The sequence below is a fragment of the Shinella sp. AETb1-6 genome (genome assembly GCF_009826875.1).
GTDB classification, from domain to species: domain Bacteria; phylum Pseudomonadota; class Alphaproteobacteria; order Rhizobiales; family Rhizobiaceae; genus Shinella; species Shinella sumterensis.
Genome location: NZ_WUMM01000006.1, coordinates 249,097 through 274,424, shown reverse-complemented (window position 1 = coordinate 274,424; position 25,328 = coordinate 249,097). Strand labels below are relative to the sequence as shown.

Below are 25,328 nucleotides of genomic sequence, written 5' to 3'. Positions count from 1 at the left end.
AGGCGGAAACGGTGCGCGCCTTTGCGGCGCGCACCCGATCAGATCACTCTGCCGCGTCGGGAAGCTGGCCGGCTTCCGCGTTCGGATCGATCTTGGAGTTCTCGAGTTCGACCGACAGACCGAGCGAGCGCATTTCCTTGACGAGAACGTTGAAGCTCTCGGGAATGCCCGCCTCGAACGTGTCGTCGCCACGAACGATCGCCTCGTAAACCTTGGTGCGGCCCGCGACGTCGTCCGACTTCACGGTCAGCATTTCCTGCAGCGTGTAGGCGGCGCCGTAAGCTTCGAGCGCCCAGACCTCCATTTCCCCGAAGCGCTGGCCGCCGAACTGCGCCTTGCCGCCCAGCGGCTGCTGGGTAACGAGCGAGTACGGACCGATCGAACGGGCGTGGATCTTGTCGTCCACGAGGTGGTTCAGCTTGATCATGTACATGTAGCCGACGGTGACCTTGCGGTCGAAGGCTTCACCCGTACGGCCGTCGTAGAGAACCGACTGGCCGGAGGAGTTGAGGCCTGCACGCTCCAGCATGCTGGCGACGTCGGGTTCATGCGCACCGTCGAAGACCGGCGTTGCGATCGAGACACCCTTGCGGGACTGCTCGGCAAGCTTGACCAGGGCGTCGTCGTCGAAATGGGCGACTTCGTCCTTGGCTTCGCTCTCGTAGACTTCCGTCAGCTCGCGCTTCAGGTCCGAGATGTCCATCGTCTTGCGATACTCGTCGAGCAGGTCGCCGATCTTCTTGCCCATGCCGGCGCAAGCCCAGGCAAGGTGGGTTTCGAGGATCTGGCCGACGTTCATGCGCGAAGGCACGCCCAGCGGGTTCAAGCAGATGTCGACATGCGTACCGTCTTCCAGGAACGGCATGTCCTCGATCGGCAGGATGCGCGAAACCACACCCTTGTTGCCGTGACGGCCGGCCATCTTGTCGCCGGGCTGGATCTTGCGCTTCACAGCGACGAAGACCTTGACCATCTTCATGACGCCCGGAGGCATTTCGTCGCCGCGCTGGACCTTCTCGACCTTGTCCATGAAGCGCTGTTCAAGGCGCGACTTGGATTCGTCGTACTGGCCACGAAGCGCTTCGATCTCGCCCTGGACCTTCTCGTCCTCGACGGCGAACATCCACCACTGCGAGCGGGGATATTCGGAGATGACGGCGTTCGACAGCTCGGTGCCCTTCTTGAAGGACTTCGGGCCGGCAACGGCGACGTGGCCACGCAGCATGTCGATCAGACGGCCGTAGACGTTGCGGTCGAGGATCGCCTGCTCGTCGTCACGGTCCTTGGCCAGACGCTCGATCTCTTCGCGCTCGATCGCCATCGCGCGTTCGTCCTTCTCCACGCCGTGGCGGTTGAAGACGCGAACTTCGACGACCGTACCGAAGGTGCCGGGCGGCATGCGCATGGAGGTGTCGCGAACGTCGGAGGCCTTTTCACCGAAGATGGCGCGCAGGAGCTTTTCTTCCGGCGTCATCGGGCTTTCGCCCTTCGGGGTGATCTTGCCGACCAGGATGTCGCCCGGCTGAACCTCTGCACCGATATAGACGATACCGGCTTCGTCGAGGTTCTTCAGCGCTTCTTCCGAAACGTTCGGAATGTCGCGCGTGATTTCTTCCGGGCCGAGCTTCGTGTCGCGGGCCATGACTTCGAATTCCTCGATGTGGATCGAGGTGAACACGTCGTCGGAGACGATGCGTTCGGACATCAGGATCGAGTCTTCGTAGTTATAGCCGTTCCACGGCATGAACGCAACGAGCGCGTTGCGGCCGAGTGCCAGGTCACCGAGGTCGGTCGACGGACCGTCCGCGATGATGTCGCCCTTGTTGAGAACGTCGCCGACGGTGACCAGCGGGCGCTGGTTGACGCAGGTGTTCTGGTTGGAGCGCTGGAACTTCTGCAGACGATAGATATCGACGCCCGACTTCGACGGATCGAGGTCTTCGGTGGCGCGGATAACGATGCGGGTCGCGTCGACCTGGTCGACGACACCGCCGCGGCGGGCCGCGATGGCAGCACCCGAGTCACGGGCCACGATCGGCTCCATGCCGGTGCCGACGAACGGTGCTTCCGCCCGAAGAAGCGGAACGGCCTGACGCTGCATGTTCGAACCCATGAGCGCGCGGTTGGCGTCGTCGTTCTCGAGGAACGGGATGAGCGCCGCCGCGACCGAAACGAGCTGCTTCGGCGAAACGTCCATCAGGTTGATCTGGTCGCGCGGGGCGAGCATGACTTCGCCGGCGTGACGGCAGACGACGAACTCTTCAGCGAAGGAGTTGTCGGCTTCCAGCACGGAGTTGGCCTGGGCAACGTGGTACTTGGCCTCTTCCATGGCGGAGAGGTAGACCACGTCCGTCGTCACCTTGCCGTCCACGATCTTGCGGTACGGGCTTTCGATGAAGCCGTACTTGTTGACGCGGGCGAAGGTGGCGAGCGAGTTGATCAGACCGATGTTCGGGCCTTCCGGCGTCTCGATCGGGCAGATACGGCCATAGTGGGTCGGGTGAACGTCGCGGACTTCGAAGCCGGCGCGCTCGCGGGTCAGACCACCCGGGCCAAGAGCCGAAAGACGGCGCTTGTGGGTGATTTCCGACAGCGGGTTCACCTGGTCCATGAACTGCGACAGCTGCGAGGAACCGAAGAACTCGCGAACGGCGGCAGCCGCCGGCTTCGCGTTGATCAGGTCCTGCGGCATGACCGTGTCGATCTCGATCGAGGACATGCGTTCCTTGATCGCGCGCTCCATGCGGAGCAGGCCGAGACGGTACTGGTTCTCCATGAGTTCGCCGACCGAACGCACACGACGGTTGCCGAGGTTGTCGATGTCGTCGATCTCGCCCTTGCCGTCGCGCAGTTCGACCAGCATCTTGACCACGGCCAGGATGTCTTCCTTGCGCAGCGTGCGGACCGTGTCGGCGACATCGAGGTCAAGGCGCATGTTCATCTTCACGCGGCCGACGGCGGAGAGATCGTAACGCTCCGCATCGAAGAACAGCGTGTTGAACATGGCTTCGGCCGAATCCATGGTCGGCGGCTCGCCCGGACGCATGACGCGGTAGATGTCGAACAGAGCGTCCTGACGGTTCTCGTTCTTGTCGGCTGCGAGCGTCGAGCGGATGTAGGCGCCGACATTGATATGGTCGATGTCGAGAACCGGGATCTCGTCGAAACCGGCCGACAGGATGACCGGCAGGGTCTTCTCGTCGATTTCGTCGCCGGCTTCGAGATAGATTTCACCCGTCTCGTAGTTGACGATGTCTTCGGCGAGGTAGTTGCCGTAGAGATCCTCGTCGGTCGCCTTGAGAGCCTTGAGGCCCTTTTCGGAGAGCTGGCGGAGCAGGCGCGGCGTGAGCTTCTTGCCGACTTCGACAACCACCTCGCCCGTATCGGCATCGATCATGTCCGCGACGGCCTTCTGGCCCTTCAGCACGTCGGGATTGAACGGAATGCGCCAGCCTTCGCCGTCGCGCTGGTAGAGCGACTTCGTGTAGAAGGTCGACAGGATGTCTTCGCCGTCCATGCCCAGCGCCATGAGGAGCGAGGTGACGGGGATCTTGCGGCGGCGGTCGATGCGCGCATGCACGATGTCCTTGGCGTCGAACTCGATGTCGAGCCAGGAACCGCGATACGGGATGACGCGGGCTGCGAAGAGCAGCTTGCCGGAAGAATGGCTCTTGCCCTTGTCGTGATCGAAGAACACGCCCGGCGAACGGTGCATCTGGGAGACGATGACGCGCTCGGTGCCGTTGACGATGAACGTGCCGTTGTCGGTCATGAGCGGCATGTCGCCCATGTAGACGTTCTGTTCCTTGATGTCCTTGATGGACTTCGCGCCGGTATCCTCGTCGATATCGAACACGATGAGGCGCAGCGTCACCTTGAGCGGCGCTGCATAGGTCAGATCACGCTGGCGGCATTCCTCGACGTCGAACTTCGGCTGTTCGAACTCGTAGGAGACGAATTCGAGCATGGAAGCGCCGGAGAAATCGGTGATCGGGAAGACCGACTTGAAAACCGACTGAAGGCCCTCGTCCGGACGACCGCCGGCGGGCTCTTCAACCATCAGAAACTGGTCGTAGGATGCCTTCTGAACCTCGATGAGGTTCGGCATTTCTGCGACTTCGGGGATTTTTCCAAAAAACTTGCGTACGCGCCTACGACCGTTAAACGAAAGGGTCTGAGCCATCGTCGCTCCTTCAAATTAAGCATCCGGGCCTGCAACGGACGGGGTTCGCTGGCCAGTCGATCCCGTCTATCATGGGTTGGTTCAAACTCGTCTCGCCTGCCGCGCACCGGGCCGGATTGCCCTGACTTGCGGGGAAAGACCATCCTCTTGAAGAACCCATTACCCAAAAGCCGTTTTTGCGGCTTTTGGGTAATCAGTCCGGAGGAATCATCAATGGGAGAGGGTCGAAACCCTCTCCCATCGCATTCCGGTATTACTTGACGTCGACCTTGGCGCCGGCGTCCTCAAGCTTCTTCTTGAGGTCAGCGGCTTCAGCCTTGGAGACGGCTTCCTTGACCGGCTTCGGAGCGCCTTCGACCAGGTCCTTGGCTTCCTTGAGGCCGAGGCCGGTGATGCCGCGGACTTCCTTGATGACGTTGATCTTGTTGGCGCCAGCGTCAACGAGGATAACGTCGAACTCGGTCTTTTCTTCTTCAGCAGCAGCCGGAGCAGCGCCACCGCCAGCAGCGGCAACAGCGACCGGAGCAGCTGCAGAAACGCCCCACTTCTCTTCGAGCAGCTTGGAAAGCTCAGCAGCTTCCAGAACAGTCAGAGCAGACAGGTCTTCAACGATCTTTGCGAGATCAGCCATTGTAGTAGTTCCTTATATTCGGTTCGAACTGGTTAGTTTGATTTACAGCGAAAAACCGCCTCAAGCGGCTTCGTCCTTCTTGGCGTAGGCTGCGAACACACGGGCAAGCTGGCTTGCCGGTGCTGCAACGACCGTGGCGACGCGCGTTGCCGGGGCTGCAAGCAGGCCCAGGAGCTTTGCGCGAAGCTCGTCGAGCGAAGGCAGGGTCGCGAGCGACTTGACTGCTTCAGCGTCGAGTGTGGTCGAGCCCATGGCGCCGCCGAGCACAACGAGCTTGTCGTTGGTCTTGGCGAAATCCATGGCAACCTTGGGAGCAATCATCGGATCATTTGCATAAGCAATGAGCGTCTGACCCTGGAAGAGATCAGACATCCCTTCCGACTCCGTACCCTGAAGGGCAATTTTGGCCAGGCGGTTCTTCGCGACCTTGACGGTGCCGCCGGCAGCACGCATCTTCGTACGAAGATCGTTCATCTGCGCGACGGTGATACCGGCGTAGCGGGCCACGACAACCGAACCGGAAGCCTTGAAGACTTCGTTCAGCTCCGTGACGAATTCGCGTTTTTCCGCTCTTTCCACTGTGCCTATCTCCAGTTGACAGGACCGTGAGTTCTCACGGGACCTGCCGGGTTTACCTTTGCCGCCAGAGGTCCACTTTGAAATGGACCCCGAGCGACGCTCGAGGATCCTGTCCCCCCGCGCTCGGCCCTTTCGGGCCGCGGCACAAGGTAAGGTAGGTTCGAACCGAATTCCGGCGTCATCCGACGCTGAGATGAAATCCAGGTCTCACCCCGTCTCATGCAGGCAAAGTGATTAAGGTCCAACCACCTGCAATCTCGGACAGGAGTTCCGGGGTTTGGCCCCGGAAATCCCCGGCCAGACAAGGCCGGGAATTCTGTTGGGTCCGGCCTGAGCCGGACCCTTGTCTATCAGGCGACGGTCGCCGGGTCGATCTTGACGCCCGGGCCCATGGTCGACGAGATGGCAACGCGCTTGACGTAGTTGCCCTTCGCGCCGGCCGGCTTCGCCTTGACGACGGCGTCGGCGAACGCCTTGATGTTTTCTTCCAGAGCCTTGGCGTCGAAGGAAGCCTTGCCGATACCGGCGTGGATGATACCAGCCTTCTCGACGCGGAACTCGACAGCACCGCCCTTGGATGCCTTGACGGCGCCTGCAACGTCCATGGTGACGGTGCCGACCTTCGGGTTCGGCATCATGCCGCGCGGACCGAGAACCTTACCGAGACGGCCGACGAGCGGCATCATGTCCGGGGTCGCGATGCAGCGATCGAAATCGATCTTGCCGCCCTGGACGATTTCCAGCAGGTCTTCGGCGCCGACGATGTCTGCACCGGCAGCCTTGGCTTCGTCAGCCTTGGCGCCACGGGCGAAGACGGCGACGCGAACGTCACGGCCCGTGCCGTTCGGCAGGTTGACCACGCCGCGGACCATCTGGTCTGCGTGACGCGGGTCGACGCCGAGGTTCATGGCGATTTCGACGGTTTCGTCGAACTTGGCGACGGCACGCTCCTTGACGAGAGCGATGGCATCCGAAAGGGCGACCAGCTTGGTGGGGTCGATGCCTTCACGGATCTTCTGGATACGCTTTGCAATCTTGGCCATGGTCTTAACCTACCACTTCCAGGCCCATGGCGCGGGCAGAGCCCTCGACCATTGCCATCGCGCCTTCGATGTCGGCGGCGTTGAGATCCTTCATCTTGGCTTCGGCGATCGACTTGATCTGAGCCTTGGTGAGCTTGCCGACCGTGGCGCCCTTGCCCGGGGTCTTCGAGCCGGACGTGATCTTGGCTTCCTTCTTGAGGAAGTAGGTCACCGGCGGCTGCTTCATCACGAACGTGAAGGACTTGTCCTGGTAGTAGGTGATGACGACCGGGATCGGCATACCCTTTTCCATTTCCTGCGTCGCTGCGTTGAACGACTTGCAGAATTCCATGATGTTAATGCCACGCTGACCAAGCGCCGGGCCGATCGGCGGGGACGGGTTTGCCGATCCTGCCTTGACCTGAAGCTTGAGCTGGCCTGCAACTTTCTTAGCCATTTTCTCTGCCTTTCAGAATGCGGCCGGTTGCCCGGCCCTTGATGCCGATCCGGGGACCGGCGGCTGCGGTTGCGTGGTGCGGTTTTCAGCGCCCGGCTACAGGCCGCCTTCCCTTCCACGCGATTGGCGGAAACTTCCGCCGCCGATCCTGCAAGCAGGACCGGATTTCAGATGGACGGCCCCGCGGTCGCAAAACCGGGAGCCACCGAAATCAGATTTTCTCGACCTGGGCGTATTCCAGCTCGACCGGGGTGGCGCGACCGAAGATCGACACCTCCACCTTGAGGCGCGAACGCTCCTCGTCGACATCCTGCACCGTGCCGTTGAACGACGCGAAGGGACCGTCGGAAACGCGGACCTGCTCGCCGATCTCGAACGAGACCGAGGGCTTCGGACGATCGACACCGTCCTGCACCTGCGACAGGATGCGCTCCGCCTCGCTGTCGGGAATCGGAACCGGCTTGTTGTCGGAACCGAGGAAACCCGTGACCTTCGGCGTGTTCTTGATGAGGTGATACGCCTCGTCCGTCAGGTTCGCCCGCACCAGCACGTAGCCGGGGAAGAACTTGCGTTCGGAATCGACCTTGCGGCCGCGACGCACCTCGACAACCTTCTCGGTCGGGACGAGGATCTTTTCAAAGAGATGGTCAAGACCCTTCTGGCGGGCCTTGTTCTCGATGTCCTCGGCGACCTTCTTCTCAAAGTTCGAATAGGCGTGGACGATGTACCAACGCGAAGCCATGTTCATCTCCAACCAATCAGACGCCAGCGTTCAGGACGAGCGCGATCAGCCAGGCCAGCAACTGGTCCGCAGCGAAGAAGAACACCGCGGCAAGGAAGACCATCACGAACACCATTGCGGTCGAGATCATCGTCTCGCGCCGCGAGGGCCAAGTCACTTTTGCCGTTTCGGAGCGTACCTGCTGCAGAAACGCAATCGGATTCGTTTTCGATGCCATTGAATATCCACGCCATTACGGCGCGTAAAGCTGAATTATCAGCCCCACGCACCGCGTGTCTGTTTTGCCCTACATAAAGCCCGATTCCCTTTTTCACAAGAGGTAACCGGACTTTTCACGAATTTAGGCGGCTCTCGCCGCCGGTGCCATGTTCCGCCGTCGCTGCTGGTGGTCCGCGCCATCAGGCGAAAATGGCAGGGGCAGAGGGGCTCGAACCCCCGACCTGCGGTTTTGGAGACCGCCGCTCTACCAACTGAGCTATACCCCTTTACGCCTGCCGCATCCGGGTGAAACACCGCTCGCCGGCAAGGCATGGCGTCTTTACGGCGCGCAGCCGGACTTGGCAAGGGCGAGGACGTGTTTTTTTCACAGCTTAGCAAAGCCAACACCCCTCCCCGATGGATCACCAGTCCATGCGGAACCGCGCGCGGATGGTGCCGACCAGTTCGGCATCCTGCCTTTGCACGGTCGCGGCGACGTTGAGGCCGCGCATGACGTTCTGCTCGACGCGGAACTCCGTCTTCACATGCGGCTGACCGGAGACGGCCGTGCCCGAAGCGATCAGGGACGTGCCCGTCGTGACGGACTGAAGCTGCGCTTTCTGCGTCACGCGTACGGATCCCGTATGGCCGTGCCGCATATCCGAATCGGCCCAGACGGACGGATTGATGAGAATGTCGACGGAGGGCGTGGCCATCCAGCGGTGCGAAACGCCCGCGCTTGCCGTCGCACGCCCCGTGGCAGGGTTATACCCGGCTGCCACGTTGCCCTCCGCACCCGATGCGCCCCTGCCCTGCATTTCCGCCCAGAACCGCGCATTGTCGCGGGTGTGTCGGACAGTGCCCGTCGAGGAGGTCGTGACGGAGAAATCCACACCGGCGCGCGCATCGCTGCCCGGCGGCGTCTTGGCGCCCATGCGCAGGCGATAGGCATTGCCGGAGATCTTGCTCGGCGACCAGATCAGGAGGGAGCCCTCAGCCCGGGCAGCCCCAGCCGGAAGAATCACAAATGCCATCGAAAGGGCGAGCGCTGCGCACGCCGCACGAAAGAAAGGCGTCATGGGAAACGGATCCGTCTCGTGTGAGCGTTGTTGCGCGCGGCAGGGCCTCATGCCCGCCACGCGCACGGGCGCCTTTTGCAAAACAGAGGACCGCAGTCCAAAGGCGCCGGGCCTTGGCGCATGCCAGGGCCGGTCGCACGAAGCGACGCCATGACCCTACACATCGACGTCCGATGCCTCCATCCCCAGAACTGGCGAGTTATCGGCGATCCCTAAAGTATAAAGCCATAACGAAAAAGCCCCCGCTGTTGGCCAGCGGGGGCTTCTAGATCTGTCGTAATCCCTAGAGATTACTCGACGATGGAGGCGACGATGCCTGCGCCGCGTGCAAATCGCGCTTGCGCGCCATTTGCACATTTTGACTTGCCGTCGGCAAGCTTACGGCATCGTCAGCAATCGTTACTCGACGATGGAGGCGACGATGCCTGCGCCGACGGTACGGCCGCCTTCGCGGATGGCGAAGCGCAGCTTTTCTTCCATCGCGATCGGAACGATCAGCTCGACGTCAACGGTCACGTTGTCGCCCGGCATGACCATTTCCGTGCCTTCCGGCAGCGAGACGATGCCCGTCACGTCCGTCGTGCGGAAGTAGAACTGCGGACGGTAGTTCGTGAAGAACGGCGTATGACGGCCGCCTTCTTCCTTCGTCAGGATGTAGGCTTCGGCCTTGAACTTCTTGTGCGGCTTGACCGAACCCGGCTTGCACAGGATCTGGCCACGCTCAACGCCGTCACGGTTCACACCGCGCAGCAGCGCACCGATGTTGTCGCCGGCCTGGCCCTGGTCGAGCAGCTTGCGGAACATTTCAACGCCCGTGCAGGTCGTCTTCGTCGTCGGACGGATGCCGACGATCTCGATTTCCTCACCGACCTTGACGATGCCACGCTCGACGCGGCCGGTCACGACCGTACCACGGCCCGAGATCGAGAACACGTCTTCGATCGGCATCAGGAAGGGCTGGTCGATCGGACGCTCGGGCGTCGGGATGTAGTCGTCGACTGCGGCCATCAGGGCGCGGATCGCGTCTTCGCCGATTTCCTTGTTCGAATCTTCCAGAGCCGCCAGAGCCGAACCCTTGACGATCGGAATGTCGTCGCCCGGGAATTCGTAGGACGACAGAAGTTCGCGCACTTCCAGCTCGACGAGCTCGAGAAGCTCGGCGTCGTCAACCTGGTCGACCTTGTTGAGGAACACCACGATCGCGGGAACGCCGACCTGGCGGGCCAGCAGGATGTGCTCGCGCGTCTGCGGCATCGGGCCGTCGGCTGCCGAAACAACCAGGATCGCGCCGTCCATCTGGGCAGCACCGGTGATCATGTTCTTGACGTAGTCGGCGTGGCCGGGGCAGTCGACGTGCGCATAGTGACGGTTCGCCGTCTCGTATTCGACGTGTGCCGTCGAGATGGTGATGCCGCGCGCCTTTTCTTCCGGAGCAGCGTCGATCTGGTCGTACGCCTTGAACTCGCCGAAGTACTTCGTGATCGCTGCCGTCGTCGACGTCTTGCCGTGGTCAACGTGCCCGATCGTGCCGATGTTTACGTGAGGCTTGTTGCGCTCAAACTTGCTCTTTGCCATCTCTTATTTCCTACTGAACGAAAGTTGGGCTAACCGGCCCGTCCGGTTTGGCAGGCGTTTAAGGGTTTCACAACGAATGCGCAAGCCTTAAATGCACGGGAAAAGGGACCGGGAGGGGGCCGGGCTGTGCCGGATTTCCGAAATATCGTGATGAGGAATCGCTTTTTCAAGGCAGGGCTTTACAGCAGCTGCTTGATTCTTCGTTTCAACTCGACGATTGGAGCGGGTAGCGGGAATCGAACCCGCGTATTCAGCTTGGAAGGCTGCTGCTCTACCATTGAGCTATACCCGCGGGGGTCTTGATCCGTCTGACAGAATGGTGGAGGGAGTTGGATTTGAACCAACGTAGGCTGAGCCAACGGATTTACAGTCCGTCCCCTTTAACCACTCGGGCATCCCTCCATATTCTGTCGGGATCAAGCGACCGGTATCGATCTTGGCTGGCGCTTCGCAGCGGCGCCTTCGATCTGGCGGCGTATATGACGGGCACAGTTCATCCTGTCAACACGACGCCACGGAAAAAATTGCGAAAAATGCCAGCATCTCCGCTTCGCGCCGCAAGCCTGTGGACGGGCCTGTCGCCGCCGCCCGATTTTTCCCGCGCCCTTCCTGCAAAACCCCTGCACACTTTGCCGGGACATGCTTTATAAGGCCCCCATGAGCAAAGACGATACCGGCGGCAAGTCCGCAAAAGACACCCACTATGCCAAGCTGCGCCGGGCGCATCGCGACCAGCGGCGCGAGCGCGGCGAGATCCCGACACCGAAGGACGATCGCCGCCGCAAGCAGGCGGAAGGCTGGAAGGCGCCGGCCCTCGCACCCGATCAGGTCTATCTCTACGGCCTGCACACGGTGCGCGCCGCCCTCGACAATCCCGAACGGCAGATCATCAGGCTTTCGGTCAGCCAGAACGCGGCCCAACGCCTGGAGCTGCCCGACATCTCGACCCTGCCCTACCCGGTCGAGACCGTCCTGCCCTCCGACCTCGACAAGGTGCTGGGGCCGGAAGCCATACATCAAGGCGTCATGCTCGAAACCCGTCCCCTGCCGGTGCGCCGGCTGGAGGCGCTGAAGGACAGCCCGCTGCTGCTCGTGCTCGACCAGGTGACCGATCCCCACAATGTCGGCGCCATCATGCGCTCGGCCGTTGCCTTCAACGCCGGCGCCGTCATCACCACGCAGCGCCATTCGCCCACCGAATCGGGCGTGCTCGCCAAAACCGCGTCCGGCGCGCTGGAGCTCATCCCCTATATCCAGATCACCAACCTCTCGGATGCGCTGGAAGAGCTGCACAGGCTGGGCTTCCTGACGGTCGGCCTCGATTCGGAGGGACCGGCACCGCTCGAGGGCACGCTGTCGGGCCAGCGCGTCGCGCTCGTCATGGGTTCCGAGGGCAAGGGCCTGCGCCAGAAGACGCGCGCCACCTGCAAGGCGCTCGCCCGTCTCGACATGCCCGGCGCGATCAAGTCGCTCAATGTCTCGAACGCTGCGGCTATCGCCCTCTATGCCACGCACCGCCATCTGTTCGGCTGATGACACATCCCGGAATACAGAAAAGCCCGCCGGTTTCCACCGGCGGGCTTTTGCATGAAGGACGGCAGGATCAGCTTGCAGCCTTGAAGCCGCCGCGGGCGGAAATGCTGCGTTCGGCTTCCGAGATCGCCTCGATCTTCGAGTCGGCGCTGAGGTTCAGGCCTTCGGCACGAACGATTTCGATATCGGTCACACCGAGGAAACCGAAGACGGTGCGCAGGTAGCTTTCCTGGTGGTCCATGGCGGCGGCGGGGCCGGCGCTGTAGTGGCCGCCACGGGTGGACACGATGATGACCTTCTTGCCGGTGGCGAGGCCTTCGGGGCCTTCGGCGGTATAGCGGAACGTCTTGCCCGCAACGGCGATGCGGTCGATCCAGGCCTTCAACTGGCTCGGCAGGGAGAAATTGTACATGGGCACGCCCAGCACGACCGTGTCGGCCGCCAGGAATTCGTCGAGAACGACCGCGCTTTCGGCAACATCGGCGGCAACCTGCGCGTCAACGTCGGCGGGATTGGCATTGGCAGCCATGAGATGCGCACCCGACAGATGCGGCAGCGGGTTGGACACGAGGTCGCGATAGGTCACGGAGGCGGCGGGATGTTCGGCCTTGATCTGCGCGACGACAGCGGCGGTCAGGCGAGGCGAAACGGAGTGCTCTCCGAGAATGCCGGAATCGATATGGAGGATGTTCATAGGTCAGCACCTTGGTTGAATTGGCTGCCAAACATATGTTCTGAAAACAATGCGATGATTAGACAGCAAAAATCCAATTGACTGTTTCCTCAAGGAAACAATAAATCCAGGGGTGATCCCGGAGACGCGTGCCATGCAGGACCTCAACGACCTCGCCCTCTACGCCGCCGTGGTGCGGCACAAGGGATTTACCGCGGCGGCCAATGCGCTGGGGGTCCCGAAATCGAAGATCAGCAAGCGCATCGCAGCACTTGAGGAGCAGCTGGGCGTGCGGCTGATCGAACGGTCCACCCGCAAGCTGAGCGTCACCGACATCGGCAAATCCTTCTACGACCGTTGCGAGGCGGTTCTATCGGGCGTGGAGGCTGCCGAGGCGGTGGTGGCGGTCGCGAAGGCCGAGCCGGCGGGCACGGTACGCATGTCCATGCCTCCGGGCTTCGCGCCGATGATCGCCGCTGTTCTTCCCGGCTTCATGAAGCGCTATCCGCTCGTACGGCTGTCGATCATCACCACGGGGCGCCCGGTCGACCTGATCGAGGAGCGGATCGATATCGCGTTGCGCGTCCGCGATACCTATGACACCGACCAGTCGCTGGTCGTACGCCGCTTCGCCAGCACGCGGCGTCACCTGGCGGCAAGCCCTGCCTTTCTGGAACGCTACGGCCATATCGATTTCGATACCATCAGCCGCGTGCCCACCTTGTCCATGCAGGAGAGCACGCCGCGCGCCATCTGGACGCTGCACAACGCCAGCGGGGACGTGCGCGACATCGCGCATTCACCGGTGCTGTCCTGTTCCGATTTTGCGGTACTGGAACGGGCGACGCTGGAGGGAATCGGCCTCGGCCTGCTGCCGGACATGATTGCCGAACGCGGCTTCCGCGCCGGTGTGCTCACGCATGTCCTGCCGGACTGGTCGAGCGCGGAAGCGGCCGTCCATGCCGTCTTCACATCCCGGCACGGCATGCTGCCTGCGGTGCGTGCTCTCATCGACCACCTGGCGGAGAACCTGCCGCGATCGCTTGAGCGCTGCCAGGAAATTACCCCCGGCGAGCGCTCGCCCGGCACATGGTCTATCTAAGCCGCCCCTTTTTGCTTTACAGCGGCGGAGAATATGCTAACTCCCTCCACGCAGTGCCCTTATAGCTCAGTTGGTAGAGCACCTGATTTGTAATCAGGGGGTCCCGGGTTCGAGTCCTGGTGGGGGCACCATTCTTCCCAAATCTTTGGATGTGCACGCGCGGAGCCTGACGCCTGCTTGCGCAGGACGCGTCACGCCTGTTCGAATCAGGCGCGTCGAGGAGCACGTGCGATGACGCTTCTCACTCAGCCCGCATCAAACCAATATCGTGCGCTTATCGTTCGGTCGTGATCGTTTTCAGGTTGGTGACGACTTCCGCCTGCTCCTTGTCGCTCAGCACTTCCACATTTTCTTTCCAGAAGGCTGCGGCTTCGGCGGGCTCGTCGTCCCATTGGCGGGTCGAAACCAGGTTGTCGTCGAGCTTGGCCAGGCGCTTTCCGCCCAGTCTTTGATATTCTTTCGCTATATCCGCTGCATGGGTCATGACGGCCTCCTTTGTTGAGGAAGGAAACGGCAATGCCCCGCCGAGGTTCCGGACGCACGGCGATCGACAGCGAAGACCTGTTTATCGGCAGCCACCCATCTCCAGGACTCCGGAGTCCGACGCCGCGAATGCCGCCCTTTCGGCGCGCTCTTGATTTTCGTTCCAGAATAGAACATATAGAGAACAAACGGAGATACGATATGCAGAACGATACCCTTGATCGCGCGGTTGCCATCATCGAGGCGTGCCGGTCGCTTCGGGAGCGACAGGTCCAGAACCGCATGGAACTCCAGCGCAAGGCCGCGGCGGCCGCAAAACCGCTCTATGTGCTCAAGCACAAGACGCAACTCGAACTGCCGCTGCAGTGAACGCCCGCATGCGGGGATACGCCGCCGGACGCGGGATGCCGACGCCGTGCATTGCCGCCGAAGGCTGACTGTCCTATAGGGCGTTTCACGGGGCGATGCGATCGGGCATCGCGACCAGCGCTTGCCTGGAGGAACGGACATGGCGGACAAGGAACCGGTTTCGCAGGTCACGGTCGAGAAGGACCGCAGGGGCCAATATTTCTTCGCCCTGACCTTTCGCGGCGTGACCTACCCTGTGACAGGGCCTTTTACCAACCCGCTCCAGGCTGCCGCCGCGGGACAGGCTGCACTCAAGAGCCTGGAAGCCCGTACGCCAGGTAAGAAAGCCTGACGGCCTGAGTTCCCCCGCGGCCGGTCCGCGGCTCGTCCGGTCTGTCATATTTTTCAGATGCACATTGCATAAAGGCGTGCAACAAGGATCGCCCGGGCGTGTTGCGTGCCGGCGATTTCGGGAAGGGACCGTCGTCTTCACTGGATGACGGCAACGTCCCCCCGATAACATGAGTGAAGTCGGGCGAAGGCGGTACAGCCCAAGAGGAGACGGACGGACACATGGCGCGCCAGTTCAACACCTTCTCCTTCGTTGCGTCGCAGGCGGCCGAAGCGCAGGAAGCGCGTGCGGAACTGATTGCCGCCTATGGCAATACCGATCCGGAAGAGGCCAACGTGATCGTCGCGCTCGGCGGCGACGGCTTCATGCTCCAGACGCTGCATACGACGATGAACACGGGCAAATGCGTCTACGGCATGAACCGGGGCTCCGTCGGCTTCCTGATGAACCGCTATGATGCAAAGGATCTTCCGGCCCGTGTCGAGCGGGCAGTCGAAAACGCGTTCCGTCCGCTGGAGATGGTCACGAGCGACGCCAGCGGCCTCGAGCGCCGGGCGCTCGCCATCAACGAAGTCTATCTGTTTCGCCAGTCCTACCAGGCGGCAAAGCTGCGCGTCAGCGTGGACGGCCGCGTGCGGCTGGAGGAGCTGATTTGCGACGGCCTGCTCCTGGCGACGCCTGCCGGCTCGACGGCCTACAATCTCTCCGCCCACGGGCCGATCCTGCCGCTGGAAGCGCCGCTGCTGGCGCTGACGCCGGTCAGCGCCTTCCGGCCGCGCCGCTGGCGCGGTGCGCTGCTTCCCAACAAGGTGACGGTCGAGATCGAGGTGCTGGAGGCCGAAAAGCGCCCGGTGAACGCGGTCGCCGACAATACCGAGGTCAAATCGGTAACGTCGGTACGCATCGCCGAATCGGTCGGCCTGGCGGCGCGAATCCTCTCCGATCCGGATCATTCCTGGTCCGACCGGATTCTCGCCGAACAGTTCGATTACTGATCGCACGACACTGCCGGGGAGGAGTTCGCCATGAATGCGCCGATCAAACGGTTCACGCCAGCCGCCGCCATCGCCCTGCTCGTCCTCGCCTGCGCACCGGCCCAGGCCGCCGGCGATGCTCCGCCCGTTGCGGAAACGGTCACCTTCGTCGTCAGCACCGGCTTCTGGGAGGAGCCTGCGGAGGAGACGGGATCGGAGGCGCGGCGCGGCTACTACAAGCTGATCGCCGTGCGCCAGCCGGATGGAACGGCCGAAGTGCATCTCCAGCAGATCGAGGCCACCGCGGAGGGGCCGCAGATCGCGTCCACCACCGCTCTGGAGGAATTTTCCGCGATGAAGCCCTATGTGACGGATATCCGCCCGGAAAATTCGTCCGGCATCACGGCACAGCCGGGTTTCTTCGCGACGGTCTACCTGAAGACGGATCCCAAGGCGAGCGAACCCGAGAGCTGGACGGTGCTGATCGACGATCTCGGCGAGATCAAGGTGGAGCGCGCCACAAACTGAAACGGGCGCCGAAGCGCCCGTCTGCAATCGCTCACCTGCCTATCAGGTATCAGTTCAGGTCATCGACCACGGCATCGCTGCCGCCGTTCACGCGGTGCGCCAGCGCGGCTTCCATGAACTCGTTGAGTTCGCCGTCGAGCACATCCGACGGTGCCGTGCTTTCGACGCCGGTCCTGAGGTCCTTCACCAACTGGTAGGGCTGGAGGACGTAGGAGCGGATTTGGTGACCCCAGCCGATATCCGTCTTGGAAGCGGCCTCGGCATTGGCGGCGTCTTCGCGCTTCTTCAGCTCGGCTTCGTACAGGCGTGCACGCAGCATGTCCCACGCCTTGGCGCGGTTCTTGTGCTGCGAACGCTCCTGCTGGCAGGCCACCACGATGCCGGTCGGAATGTGCGTGATGCGCACGGCCGAATCGGTCGTGTTGACGTGCTGGCCGCCGGCGCCGGACGAACGGTAGGTGTCGATCCGGCAGTCGCTTTCGTTGACCTCGATGTTGATCGAGTCGTCCACGACCGGATAGACCCAGATCGAGGAGAACGAGGTGTGGCGGCGTGCATTGCTGTCATAGGGCGAGATGCGCACGAGGCGATGCACGCCCGATTCCGTCTTCAGCCAGCCATAGGCATTGTGGCCCTTGACGAGCAGCGTGGCGGACTTGATGCCGGCCTCTTCGCCGTCGTGGATTTCCAGAAGCTCCACCTTGTAGCCCGACCGCTCCGCCCAGCGCGTATACATGCGCAGAAGCATGTTCGCCCAATCCTGGCTTTCCGTGCCGCCGGCGCCCGAATGCACTTCGAGATAGGTGTCGTTGCTGTCGGCCTCGCCGGAAAGCATGGCCTCGACCTGCTTGCGCGCGGCCTCGACCTTGACGGCCTTCAACGCCTCCTCGGCTTCGCTGACGATGGATGCATCGCCCTCTTCCTCGCCGAGTTCGATCAGCTCGATATTGTCACGAAGCTGCTGTTCGATGGCCCTCACGGCATTGATGCTCTCGTCCAGCTGCTGGCGTTCGCGCATCAGCTTCTGGGCTTCCTGGGCATCGTTCCAGAGGTTGGGATCCTCTGCCTTGTTGTTCAACCAGTCCAGTCGTCTTACCGCCTGATCCCAGTCAAAGATGCCTCCTCAGCAGGCTTATGGCCTGCTTGATTTCGTCGACGATATTCTCGATTTCCGCGCGCATGTCCGTTTCTTCAATGCTCGTGTTTCGGTGGCCCCGAAATAGAGAGGGCGGGCGCGGATGTAAACCCCCGCGCCCGCCCTCAAAGGGATGCGAGATGGATCAGAACAGGCCGCCGCTGCCGCCCGTTACCGCCTGGTTCGCCTGCGGCGAGCTCTTCAGGATTTCCTCCGGCGTTGCGTATTCGTCGCCGCCGATGACCGAGAAGACATCGGCCGGGCCCGTGCCGGGCTTGAAGGCTTCCATGATGGTATCCGGCTCGCCTTCATAGGCCTGCATGCCGGTCTTGCGGTTGACGGCGATGAACTGCATGCCCTCGGGAACGATGAACTTGGTGGGACGCGTACCCTCCAGTGCCGCCTGCATGAACTCGTTGAAGATCGGCGAGGACAGCGAGCCGCCAGTCGCGCCGCGGCCCATCGGCGCCGGGCTGTCGAAGCCGATATAAAGGCCGGCCACGAGATCCGGCGTATAGCCGACGAACCAGGCATCCTTCTCGTCGTTGGTGGTGCCGGTCTTGCCGGCGACCGGACGGTCGAGCTTGATCTTGCCGGCGGCGGTGCCGCGCGTGATGACGCCCTCCATCATCGAGGTGATCTGGTAGGCGGTCATCGGGTCGAGAACCTGCTCGCGATTGTCGACGAGCTCCGGCTCGGCCTGGTTTTCCCAGTCGTTGGTATTGCAGTTCTCGCAGGTACGCTCTTCATGCCGGAAGATCGTCTTGCCGTAGCGGTCCTGAATACGGTCGATCAGCGACGGCTTGATCTGCTTGCCGCCATTCGCGAGCACCGCATAGGCCGAGACCATGCGCATGACAGTCGTCTCGCCGGAGCCGAGCGACATGGCCAGAACCGGCAGCATCTTGTCGTAGATGCCGAAGCGCTCGGCATATTCGGCGACGAGGTTCATGCCCATGTCGTTGGCAAGGCGGACGGTCATGAGGTTGCGCGAGCGCTCGATGCCGAGACGCAGCGTCGACGGGCCGGCGGAACCGCCGCCGTAGTTCTGCGGGCGCCACACCTGGCCGCCGGCGACGATCTCGAACGGCGCATCCATGATCACCGACGCCGGCGTATAGCCGTTGTCGAGAGCGGCCGCGTAAACGAACGGCTTGAAGGACGAACCCGGCTGGCGCATTGCCTGCGTGGCGCGGTTGAACTCCGACTGGCCGTAGGAGAAGCCGCCGACCATGGCCAGCACGCGGCCCGTATGCGGATCCATGGCAACGAGGCCGCCCTGTACCTTCGGCGGCTGGCGCAGGCGGTAGCCGCCGTCTTCGGTCGGCTCGACATAGACGACATCGCCGACTTCCAACACGCCCGCCGGCGACTTCGCCGTCTTGCGGTCTCCCTTGGCGGAACGATAGGCCCAGGTCATGCTCTTGGCTGCGATGCGGCCGGTCACACGCTGCTCGACGACCTTGCCGGATGCATCCTTGCCGGGCTGCAAGCCGATATCGGCGCCACTGTCGTCTGCCGACAGCACGACGGCGAGCTTCCATTCCGGCACATCGGAGAAGGCGTCGATCTTGGCAAGCTCGACACCCCAGTCGCCACCGATCTGAATGCTCTTGATCGGGCCGTGGAAACCGCGACGCTCGTCATAGCTGATCAGGCCGTGCTGCAACGCCTTGCGCGCGGCGACCTGGATGCGCGGATCCAGCGACGTGCGGACCGAAAGACCACCTTCATACAGCGCGTTGTCGCCATAACGCTCGATGATCTGGCGACGCACTTCTTCGGAGAAGTAGTCGGAGGCGAAGAGATAGGTGCCGCGATGACGCGGCGTCACGCCGAGCGGCTGCGTCTTGGCGTCTGCGCCGTCGCTCTGGGTGATATAGCCATTCTCCACCATGCGGTCGATGACCCAGTTGCGGCGCTCGAGCGCTGCCTCGGTCCGGCGGAACGGATGGTAGTTGGACGGGCCCTTGGGCAGCGCGGCCAGATAGGCCGTCTCGGCGATCGTGAGTTCCGTGACGGACTTGTCGAAATAGGTGAGCGCCGCGCCGGCGATGCCGTAGGAATTCAGACCGAAGAAGATCTCGTTGAGATAGAGTTCGAGAATGCGGTCCTTGGAGTAGGCCTGCTCGATGCGGAAGGACAGGATCGCTTCCTTGACCTTGCGGTCTATCGTCTGGTCCGACGAGAGCAGGAAGTTCTTGGCGACCTGCTGGGTGATCGTCGATGCACCGACGGGACGGCGGCCCGAGCCCATATTCTGGAGGTTGACGACGATGGCGCGGAAGAGGCCGGTCACGTCGACGCCGGGGTGCTGGTAGAAATTCTTGTCTTCAGCCGACAGAAAGGCAGCCTTCACCCGGTCGGGAATGGCCTGAATGGGCAGGTAGAGGCGCCGTTCGCGGGCATATTCGGCCATCAGCGCGCCGTTGCCGGCATGGACACGCGTCGTCACCGGCGGCGCATAGCTGTTCAAGACCTCATAATCGGGAAGATCCTTGGTGACACTTCCGAGATAAAGGGCGACCGCGCCTGCCACGACGAGGAAGAAAACGGCGCCAATCCCGAAGAAATATCCAATCAGTCTGATCATGAGCCAGTTACCGATGCCTTATGTCTTTATAATTTCGTCGCGCGGACCTGCCGGCCGGTCTTCACCGACGCGACGACATGCGTCACGCCGGCACTCTGAAGACGAGTCACGCCTCAATTTTCTCGAACCCGTCTAGCGATCGGAATGTGAGGAAAATAGGGCTTTACAGTATGCTTGCCCGCTTCGCCACCGCACATTGGCGACCGTTGTCACTTTTCCGGCACAGCAGCCAGACTAGCATATCGCGCATCGCCTTGCCGCTACTATCGCACGAAAGGCTTAACCACCGTTGGAGGCAACGGTTGTGCGGTAATCCTTCACGGCCTCGGCGATGAGGCCGGCGACCTTCTTTTGCCATTCCGGATCGGTCAGAAGCTTCTCGTCTTCCTTATTCGACATGAAGCCGAGTTCGAGCAGGATCGACGGCACGTCCGGCGCCGTCAGCACGCGAAAGCCGGCATGCCGGTGCGGATTGTTGATCAGCAGGACCTGGTCCTTGAACTTGCCGACCACGCTCTGCGCCAGATTGATGGAGAAGGCCTGGGTTTCGCGGCGCGTCAGGTCGAGCAGGATGTCGGCGACCTCGGCCGGTTCATCGACAAAGGCGATGCCGGCGATCTGGTCCGACAGGTTTTCACGCTCGGCCAGGCTTGCGGCAAGGCTGTCGGAGGCCTTGTCGGAGATCGTATAGACCGTCGCGCCGCGGATATCCTTCTGCCGCAGCGTATCGGCATGGATGGAGATGAGAAGGTTCGCGCCTTCGCTGCGGGCAAGCTGCACGCGCTGCGAGAGCGAGAGGAATTCATCCTTGTCGCGCGTCAGGATGGCGCGCGTATCCGGCAGCGTGTTCAGCGCTTCGGCCAGCTGCTTGGCAAAGGCGAGCGTGACGTGCTTTTCCTCCATCTTGGTGACGCCGCCACGCGCGCCGTTGTCGATGCCGCCGTGGCCTGCGTCGACCGCAATGACGAAGGGACCGTCGGCCTTGCTGCCGGGCAGCTGGACCGGCAGGTCGCTGCCGGCCTGCGCGGACACTTCCTTCCAGCTCTGCTTTTCCATCTGCGCCTGGAAGACCGTCTCGGTGACGATGGCCGCGTCGATGACGAGGCGGTGGCTGGACGCCCCCTCCTCCTGCTGCACCTCGGCCAGCGCCACGCCGACCGGACGGGTCGCCGTCAGCACGATGCGGGAGCGGCCGGCGGCCATGGCGCCGTAGCGGATGTCCGTGAAGATGCCGCGCGCCTCCAGCTCCTCCGCCTTGATGCCGAAATCCGTCTGCGGCAGGTCGATGAGGATACGGTAGGGATTGGCGACGTAGTGCACCTCGAAATCCGGCTTGCGGTCGAAATCGATGATCAGGCGGGTGCGCGCGTCATCACCGGCGATGCGGGCGGCGAAGGCGAGCAGCGGCGACGCGTCCGCCGACGCCGCGAATGCCCCTGCGGGCACGCAAAACAGCAGCGCGGCGAGAAACAGGCCCGGGACAAGCCGGGAAAATCTGTGGTTCAGGGAGCGTAGCATCACCACTGGCAGTCCGTTCAAACGCGTGAAAACCGCGCGATGCGGTGCAGGACGAGGCCTATAGATGCTATCATATGGTTAATCAAATCTTGCGATCCCGCGCACACGCTGCAAGCGCGCACACAGACCGGCAATTGGATCAAGATTATGACGCAAGGGCTTTTCCCTTGCCATTGTGACATATCCGCCATAAAAGCAAAATCAGGGAGAAAGAACAGACGGGATAGAATCGCTTAGAGCAGGCAGCCAATCCATCGGAACTTGGCGCCGAACCGGGCCTTCATCCGCCGTCGCAAACCTTTATCCCGGCCGATTAGATCGCGTAAACCGGCGGTGGCCGGAACAGTCAAGGTGGTTATCCACCGCTCGCCCTTACCCAAGGGCATTTCATCGGACCGAACAGGTCTATGGCACTGGCATTCTCGTTGGACGTTGATGTTGTCACGGCGGATTCATTCAGAGGGTAACAGGCAACGGGACGCTCGCGTGCCGGCCTCCCTTCGTCCGCTTACCCCTCACCGGGGCCCGACGAGACCTTACTTATCCGGCGCATCCCTCTCCTCCCCCGGCTCGTTCCCCTCAGGGAAAAGCTCGCCGCCAGGATTGCGGCTGCGCCGAGGAGCACAATTTAAATGGCAGAGAAAATGCTTATCGACGCGTCTCACTCCGAGGAGACGCGGGTTGTCGTCGTACGCGGGAACCGCATAGAAGAGTTCGACTTCGAATCCGAACACAAGAAACAGATCCGCGGCAATATCTACCTTGCCAAGGTGACGCGCGTGGAGCCCTCGCTCCAGGCCGCTTTCGTCGACTACGGCGGCAACCGCCACGGCTTCCTGGCCTTCGCCGAAATCCACCCCGACTACTACCAGATTCCGCTGGCCGACCGTCAGGCGCTGCTCAAGGCCGAGGCCGAGGATCATCGCCGCGATGACGATATCGAGCCGGTCGAGACCGCCCCGCACGCATCCGGCAGCGGCGATAACGAATCGATCGCCGATACGATCGAGGCCGTGGAAGCCGAAGCCGTAGAAGCCGTCGAGGAAATCCAGGCCGAGCCTGCCGCCGAGCCGGAGGTCGTCGAAGCCTCCGCCGATCTCGCGGCGGAACCCGAAGCGCCCGCCGAAAAGCCGAAGAAGGCACGTCGCCCCCGCAAGGCCAAGGCGAAGGCCGAGGAGGCTCCGGCCTCCGAGGAAGCCGCTTCGTCCGAAGGCAGCGACGACGAGACGCCCGGTGGCGCCATGGCCATGGCGGTCGATACCGACGAAGTGTCCGAGCCCGCCGAGCGCAAGCGTGGCCGCCGCCATCGTGACGACGACGACGATGATGACGACCACAATGGCGAAGAGAAGGAAGTCATCGAATCCGTCGGCGCCGAAGACGCCATGGAAGAGGTTCCGGATCGCGTGAGCCGCAAGCCGCGCAAGCAGTACCGCATCCAGGAAGTCATCAAGCGTCGCCAGATCCTGCTCGTGCAGGTCGCCAAGGAAGAGCGCGGCAACAAGGGCGCTGCCCTCACCACCTACCTGTCGCTTGCAGGCCGCTACTCGGTCCTGATGCCGAACACGGCGCGCGGCGGCGGCATTTCCCGCAAGATCACCAACCTCCAGGACCGCAAGCGCCTGAAGGAAATCGCCCGCGACCTCGAGGTCCCGCAGGGCATGGGCGTCATCCTGCGCACGGCCGGTGCCAACCGCACCCGCGTCGAGGTCAAGCGCGACTTCGAATACCTGATGCGACTGTGGGAAAACGTCCGCACGCTGACGCTCGCCTCCACGGCCCCCTGCCTCGTCTATGAGGAAGGCTCGCTGATCAAGCGCTCGATCCGCGACCTCTACAACAAGGACATCAGCGAGATCGTCGTTGCCGGCGAGGAAGGCTACCGCGAAGCCAAAGCCTTCATGAAGATGCTGATGCCGAGCCATGCGAAGGTCGTCCAGCCCTATCGCGACGTGCATCCGATCTTCTCGCGCTCGGGCATCGAAGCCCAGCTCGACCGCATGCTGCAGCCGCAGGTGACGCTGAAGTCCGGCGGCTACATCATCATCAACCAGACCGAGGCGCTCGTCTCGATCGACGTCAACTCCGGCCGCTCGACGCGCGAGCACTCCATCGAGGAGACCGCGCTCCAGACAAACCTGGAAGCGGCGGAAGAAGTGGCGCGCCAGCTGCGCCTGCGCGACCTTGCCGGCCTCGTCGTCATCGACTTCATCGACATGGAGGAGAAGCGCAACAACCGGGCCGTCGAGAAGCGTCTGAAGGACCATCTCAAGAACGACCGCGCGCGCATCCAGGTCGGCCGCATCTCGCATTTCGGCCTGCTCGAAATGTCGCGCCAGCGCATCCGCGCCTCGGTTCTCGAATCGACCATGCAGACCTGCCCGCACTGCAACGGCACGGGCCATATCCGCTCGCAATCGTCCGTGGCGCTGCATGTCCTGCGCGGCATCGAGGAATATCTCCTCAAGAACACCACGCACAACATCACGGTGCGCACGACGCCCGATATCGCGCTCTACCTGCTCAACCACAAGCGCGGCACGATCATCGACTATGAAGGCCGCTTCGGCGTGGCCATCCTCATCGATGCGGACGCCCATGTCGGCGCGCAGCATTTCGCGATCGACCGTGGCGAACCCGTCGAGAACCCGGTCAAGATCGAGCAGATCCTGCATTTCGAGCCGGAACCCGAAGACGACGACGTCGTGATCGAAGACGAGATCGACGAGGAAGAGGAAGAAGCGGCACGCCCGGCCGCAACCGCCGCGGCGAGCCAGTCCGCCGCATCCGATGAAAACGGCCGCAAGCGCAAGCGTCGCCGCCGTCGTCGCGGTCGTGGCCGTGAGAACGGCGACGGTGCCGATACCGCCTCGTTCGGCGGCGAGCAGGCCGGCGACGAAGACGCACTGGATGACGACGACGCGGAAGGCGACGCCGAGGGCCTTGAGGGCGCGGAAGCCACCAAGGCCGACCAGTCTTCCGAAGACGGTTCGGATCGCCGCAAGCGCCGCCGCCGCGGCAAGCGCGGTGGCCGTCGCAACCGTCCGGAAGACGGCAGCGTCGAGGCTTCGGCCGACGGTTCCGACGAGGATGGCGATGACAGCGAAGGCGAGGCCGGAGAGGTTGTAGCCGTCGAGGTCGACGTGACCGAAGTCGCTGCCCCCGTCGAGGAAACTCCGGCCGAGGTTGCAGCGGAGGACGCGTCGGCCAAGCCCAAGCGGGCACGCCGCAGCCGCGCCAAGGCCAAGGAAGAGGCCGTGACCGACGAGGTTGCCCGCAGCGAGATCGAAGCGCAGCCGGCGGCTGTCCCTGAAGAGGCGGAAGTGCCTGCGGAGACGGAAGTCGAAGAGGCCTCCGAAGACCTCGATGCGCCCGCCAAGCCGACCCGCGCCAACCGCGATATCAACAAGATCGCGTCGGAGCCCGTCGTGAAGTCGTCCACCGCCAAGGAGACGCCTTCGGACAACGAGGCCGACAAGCCCAAGAAGGGCGGCTGGTGGCAGCGCCGCGGGTTCTTCTGAGACCCCTTGGACAATCTTGACTTCAGAAGGCCCGGTTTCGACCGGGCCTTTTTCGTTCTCGGGGCCGCACCTGTATCGGGTGGTTGCCCGCCCCGTCGTCTG

Annotated in this window: 21 protein-coding genes and 4 tRNA genes; 8 read left to right on the top strand and 17 right to left on the bottom strand. The window is 62.7% G+C overall.

The features are described from left to right. Positions 1-43 precede the first annotated feature (43 nt). From rpoB to GR158_RS13210, 12 genes are all read right to left on the bottom strand, one after another. Entirely contained in the window at positions 44-4,183 is a 4,140-nt protein-coding gene (gene rpoB, locus GR158_RS13265) for a DNA-directed RNA polymerase subunit beta (RefSeq protein ID WP_134652683.1), read from the bottom strand. 253 nt (positions 4,184-4,436) lie between these two features. Next, positions 4,437-4,814: a 50S ribosomal protein L7/L12 gene (rplL, locus tag GR158_RS13260; RefSeq protein ID WP_134652681.1), complete on the bottom strand. Its 378-nt coding sequence runs from the start codon at positions 4,812-4,814 to the stop codon at positions 4,437-4,439. Between the two features lie 60 nt (positions 4,815-4,874). Continuing rightward, positions 4,875-5,393, bottom strand: a complete 519-nt coding sequence (gene rplJ, locus GR158_RS13255) for a 50S ribosomal protein L10 (protein ID WP_134652679.1) — start codon at positions 5,391-5,393, stop codon at positions 4,875-4,877. Positions 5,394-5,743: 350 nt separating this feature from the next. Continuing rightward, positions 5,744-6,436: a 50S ribosomal protein L1 gene (gene rplA / locus GR158_RS13250; RefSeq protein ID WP_134652677.1), complete on the bottom strand. Its 693-nt coding sequence runs from the start codon at positions 6,434-6,436 to the stop codon at positions 5,744-5,746. 4 nt (positions 6,437-6,440) lie between these two features. Further along, positions 6,441-6,872: a 50S ribosomal protein L11 gene (rplK, locus tag GR158_RS13245; protein WP_023517311.1), complete on the bottom strand. Its 432-nt coding sequence runs from the start codon at positions 6,870-6,872 to the stop codon at positions 6,441-6,443. Positions 6,873-7,083: 211 nt separating this feature from the next. Further along, entirely contained in the window at positions 7,084-7,614 is a 531-nt protein-coding gene (gene nusG, locus GR158_RS13240; protein ID WP_064329841.1) for a transcription termination/antitermination protein NusG, read from the bottom strand. A gap of 16 nt (positions 7,615-7,630) precedes the next feature. After that, positions 7,631-7,831: a preprotein translocase subunit SecE gene (gene secE / locus GR158_RS13235; protein ID WP_134652675.1), complete on the bottom strand. Its 201-nt coding sequence runs from the start codon at positions 7,829-7,831 to the stop codon at positions 7,631-7,633. A gap of 192 nt (positions 7,832-8,023) precedes the next feature. Beyond that, positions 8,024-8,099 (bottom strand) — tRNA-Trp (locus GR158_RS13230). Between the two features lie 135 nt (positions 8,100-8,234). After that, the gene (locus GR158_RS13225) at positions 8,235-8,891 is read right to left on the bottom strand and encodes a hypothetical protein (protein WP_160871427.1); all 657 of its coding nucleotides are present in this window, start codon (positions 8,889-8,891) and stop codon (positions 8,235-8,237) included. Between the two features lie 399 nt (positions 8,892-9,290). Next, on the bottom strand, positions 9,291-10,466 hold the full coding sequence (gene tuf, locus GR158_RS13220; protein WP_134711005.1) for an elongation factor Tu: 1,176 nt from the start codon (positions 10,464-10,466) through the stop codon (positions 9,291-9,293). Between the two features lie 218 nt (positions 10,467-10,684). After that, a tRNA-Gly gene (locus GR158_RS13215) sits at positions 10,685-10,758 on the bottom strand. 25 nt (positions 10,759-10,783) lie between these two features. Next, positions 10,784-10,868, bottom strand: a tRNA-Tyr gene (locus GR158_RS13210). Positions 10,869-11,123: 255 nt separating this feature from the next. On the opposite strand from GR158_RS13210, the gene rlmB reads away from it, so the two are divergent. After that, positions 11,124-11,999, top strand: a complete 876-nt coding sequence (gene rlmB / locus GR158_RS13205; protein WP_134653295.1) for a 23S rRNA (guanosine(2251)-2'-O)-methyltransferase RlmB — start codon at positions 11,124-11,126, stop codon at positions 11,997-11,999. A 70-nt stretch (positions 12,000-12,069) separates the two neighbouring features. Here the strand turns inward: rlmB and GR158_RS13200 are convergent, their stop codons facing one another. After that, positions 12,070-12,693 (bottom strand): FMN-dependent NADH-azoreductase, encoded by a 624-nt coding sequence (locus GR158_RS13200; protein WP_134653293.1) that lies wholly within the window; start codon positions 12,691-12,693, stop codon positions 12,070-12,072. A gap of 133 nt (positions 12,694-12,826) precedes the next feature. Here GR158_RS13200 and GR158_RS13195 point away from each other — a divergent pair, with 133 nt between their 5' ends. After that, positions 12,827-13,774: a LysR family transcriptional regulator gene (locus GR158_RS13195; protein WP_134653291.1), complete on the top strand. Its 948-nt coding sequence runs from the start codon at positions 12,827-12,829 to the stop codon at positions 13,772-13,774. A 55-nt stretch (positions 13,775-13,829) separates the two neighbouring features. Beyond that, positions 13,830-13,905: transfer RNA gene (locus GR158_RS13190), tRNA-Thr, on the top strand. 143 nt (positions 13,906-14,048) lie between these two features. On the opposite strand, the gene GR158_RS13185 is transcribed toward GR158_RS13190, so the two are convergent. Beyond that, a complete protein-coding gene (locus GR158_RS13185; protein ID WP_160871426.1) occupies positions 14,049-14,258 on the bottom strand; it encodes a hypothetical protein in 210 nt (69 codons plus the stop codon). Positions 14,259-14,458: 200 nt separating this feature from the next. On the opposite strand from GR158_RS13185, the gene GR158_RS13180 reads away from it, so the two are divergent. From GR158_RS13180 to GR158_RS25350, 4 genes are all read left to right on the top strand, one after another. Then, positions 14,459-14,626: a hypothetical protein gene (locus GR158_RS13180; protein ID WP_160871425.1), complete on the top strand. Its 168-nt coding sequence runs from the start codon at positions 14,459-14,461 to the stop codon at positions 14,624-14,626. Between the two features lie 139 nt (positions 14,627-14,765). Further along, entirely contained in the window at positions 14,766-14,957 is a 192-nt protein-coding gene (locus GR158_RS13175; RefSeq protein ID WP_134650676.1) for a hypothetical protein, read from the top strand. A 221-nt stretch (positions 14,958-15,178) separates the two neighbouring features. Continuing rightward, on the top strand, positions 15,179-15,952 hold the full coding sequence (locus GR158_RS13170; protein WP_160871424.1) for an NAD kinase: 774 nt from the start codon (positions 15,179-15,181) through the stop codon (positions 15,950-15,952). Positions 15,953-15,982: 30 nt separating this feature from the next. After that, the gene (locus tag GR158_RS25350) at positions 15,983-16,459 is read left to right on the top strand and encodes a hypothetical protein (RefSeq protein WP_246665647.1); all 477 of its coding nucleotides are present in this window, start codon (positions 15,983-15,985) and stop codon (positions 16,457-16,459) included. A gap of 49 nt (positions 16,460-16,508) precedes the next feature. Here GR158_RS25350 and prfB read toward each other — a convergent pair. The 3 genes from prfB to GR158_RS13150 form a co-directional block, all read right to left on the bottom strand. Next, a protein-coding gene (gene prfB, locus GR158_RS13160; RefSeq protein WP_134650679.1) for a peptide chain release factor 2 occupies positions 16,509-17,640 on the bottom strand; the annotation gives its coding sequence in 2 pieces (ribosomal slippage) (positions 16,509-17,570 and positions 17,572-17,640; 1,131 coding nt in all). Positions 17,641-17,739: 99 nt separating this feature from the next. Then, complete coding sequence (locus tag GR158_RS13155) at positions 17,740-20,187, bottom strand: penicillin-binding protein 1A (protein ID WP_160871423.1); 2,448 nt, start codon at positions 20,185-20,187, stop codon at positions 17,740-17,742. A 279-nt stretch (positions 20,188-20,466) separates the two neighbouring features. After that, on the bottom strand, positions 20,467-21,705 hold the full coding sequence (locus tag GR158_RS13150; protein ID WP_160871422.1) for an N-acetylmuramoyl-L-alanine amidase: 1,239 nt from the start codon (positions 21,703-21,705) through the stop codon (positions 20,467-20,469). A gap of 632 nt (positions 21,706-22,337) precedes the next feature. On the opposite strand from GR158_RS13150, the gene GR158_RS13145 reads away from it, so the two are divergent. Beyond that, a complete protein-coding gene (locus GR158_RS13145; RefSeq protein ID WP_160871421.1) occupies positions 22,338-25,226 on the top strand; it encodes a ribonuclease E/G in 2,889 nt (962 codons plus the stop codon). Positions 25,227-25,328: the final 102 nt, after the last annotated feature.

Bases quoted from the DNA above. Each gene is read 5' to 3' on its own strand.
- rpoB (WP_134652683.1), bottom strand. From the start codon at position 4,183: ATGGCTCAGACCCTTTCGTTTAACGGTCGTAGGCGCGTACGCAAGTTT.
- rplL (WP_134652681.1), bottom strand. From the start codon at position 4,814: ATGGCTGATCTCGCAAAGATCGTTGAAGACCTGTCTGCTCTGACTGTT.
- rplA (WP_134652677.1), bottom strand. From the start codon at position 6,436: ATGGCCAAGATTGCAAAGCGTATCCAGAAGATCCGTGAAGGCATCGAC.
- rplK (WP_023517311.1), bottom strand. From the start codon at position 6,872: ATGGCTAAGAAAGTTGCAGGCCAGCTCAAGCTTCAGGTCAAGGCAGGA.
- nusG (WP_064329841.1), bottom strand. From the start codon at position 7,614: ATGGCTTCGCGTTGGTACATCGTCCACGCCTATTCGAACTTTGAGAAG.
- secE (WP_134652675.1), bottom strand. From the start codon at position 7,831: ATGGCATCGAAAACGAATCCGATTGCGTTTCTGCAGCAGGTACGCTCC.
- GR158_RS13225 (WP_160871427.1), bottom strand. From the start codon at position 8,891: ATGACGCCTTTCTTTCGTGCGGCGTGCGCAGCGCTCGCCCTTTCGATG.
- tuf (WP_134711005.1), bottom strand. From the start codon at position 10,466: ATGGCAAAGAGCAAGTTTGAGCGCAACAAGCCTCACGTAAACATCGGC.
- rlmB (WP_134653295.1), top strand. From the start codon at position 11,124: ATGAGCAAAGACGATACCGGCGGCAAGTCCGCAAAAGACACCCACTAT.
- GR158_RS13200 (WP_134653293.1), bottom strand. From the start codon at position 12,693: ATGAACATCCTCCATATCGATTCCGGCATTCTCGGAGAGCACTCCGTT.
- GR158_RS13195 (WP_134653291.1), top strand. From the start codon at position 12,827: ATGCAGGACCTCAACGACCTCGCCCTCTACGCCGCCGTGGTGCGGCAC.
- GR158_RS13185 (WP_160871426.1), bottom strand. From the start codon at position 14,258: ATGACCCATGCAGCGGATATAGCGAAAGAATATCAAAGACTGGGCGGA.
- GR158_RS13180 (WP_160871425.1), top strand. From the start codon at position 14,459: ATGCAGAACGATACCCTTGATCGCGCGGTTGCCATCATCGAGGCGTGC.
- GR158_RS13175 (WP_134650676.1), top strand. From the start codon at position 14,766: ATGGCGGACAAGGAACCGGTTTCGCAGGTCACGGTCGAGAAGGACCGC.
- GR158_RS13170 (WP_160871424.1), top strand. From the start codon at position 15,179: ATGGCGCGCCAGTTCAACACCTTCTCCTTCGTTGCGTCGCAGGCGGCC.
- GR158_RS25350 (WP_246665647.1), top strand. From the start codon at position 15,983: ATGAATGCGCCGATCAAACGGTTCACGCCAGCCGCCGCCATCGCCCTG.
- GR158_RS13155 (WP_160871423.1), bottom strand. From the start codon at position 20,187: ATGATCAGACTGATTGGATATTTCTTCGGGATTGGCGCCGTTTTCTTC.
- GR158_RS13150 (WP_160871422.1), bottom strand. From the start codon at position 21,705: ATGCTACGCTCCCTGAACCACAGATTTTCCCGGCTTGTCCCGGGCCTG.
- GR158_RS13145 (WP_160871421.1), top strand. From the start codon at position 22,338: ATGGCAGAGAAAATGCTTATCGACGCGTCTCACTCCGAGGAGACGCGG.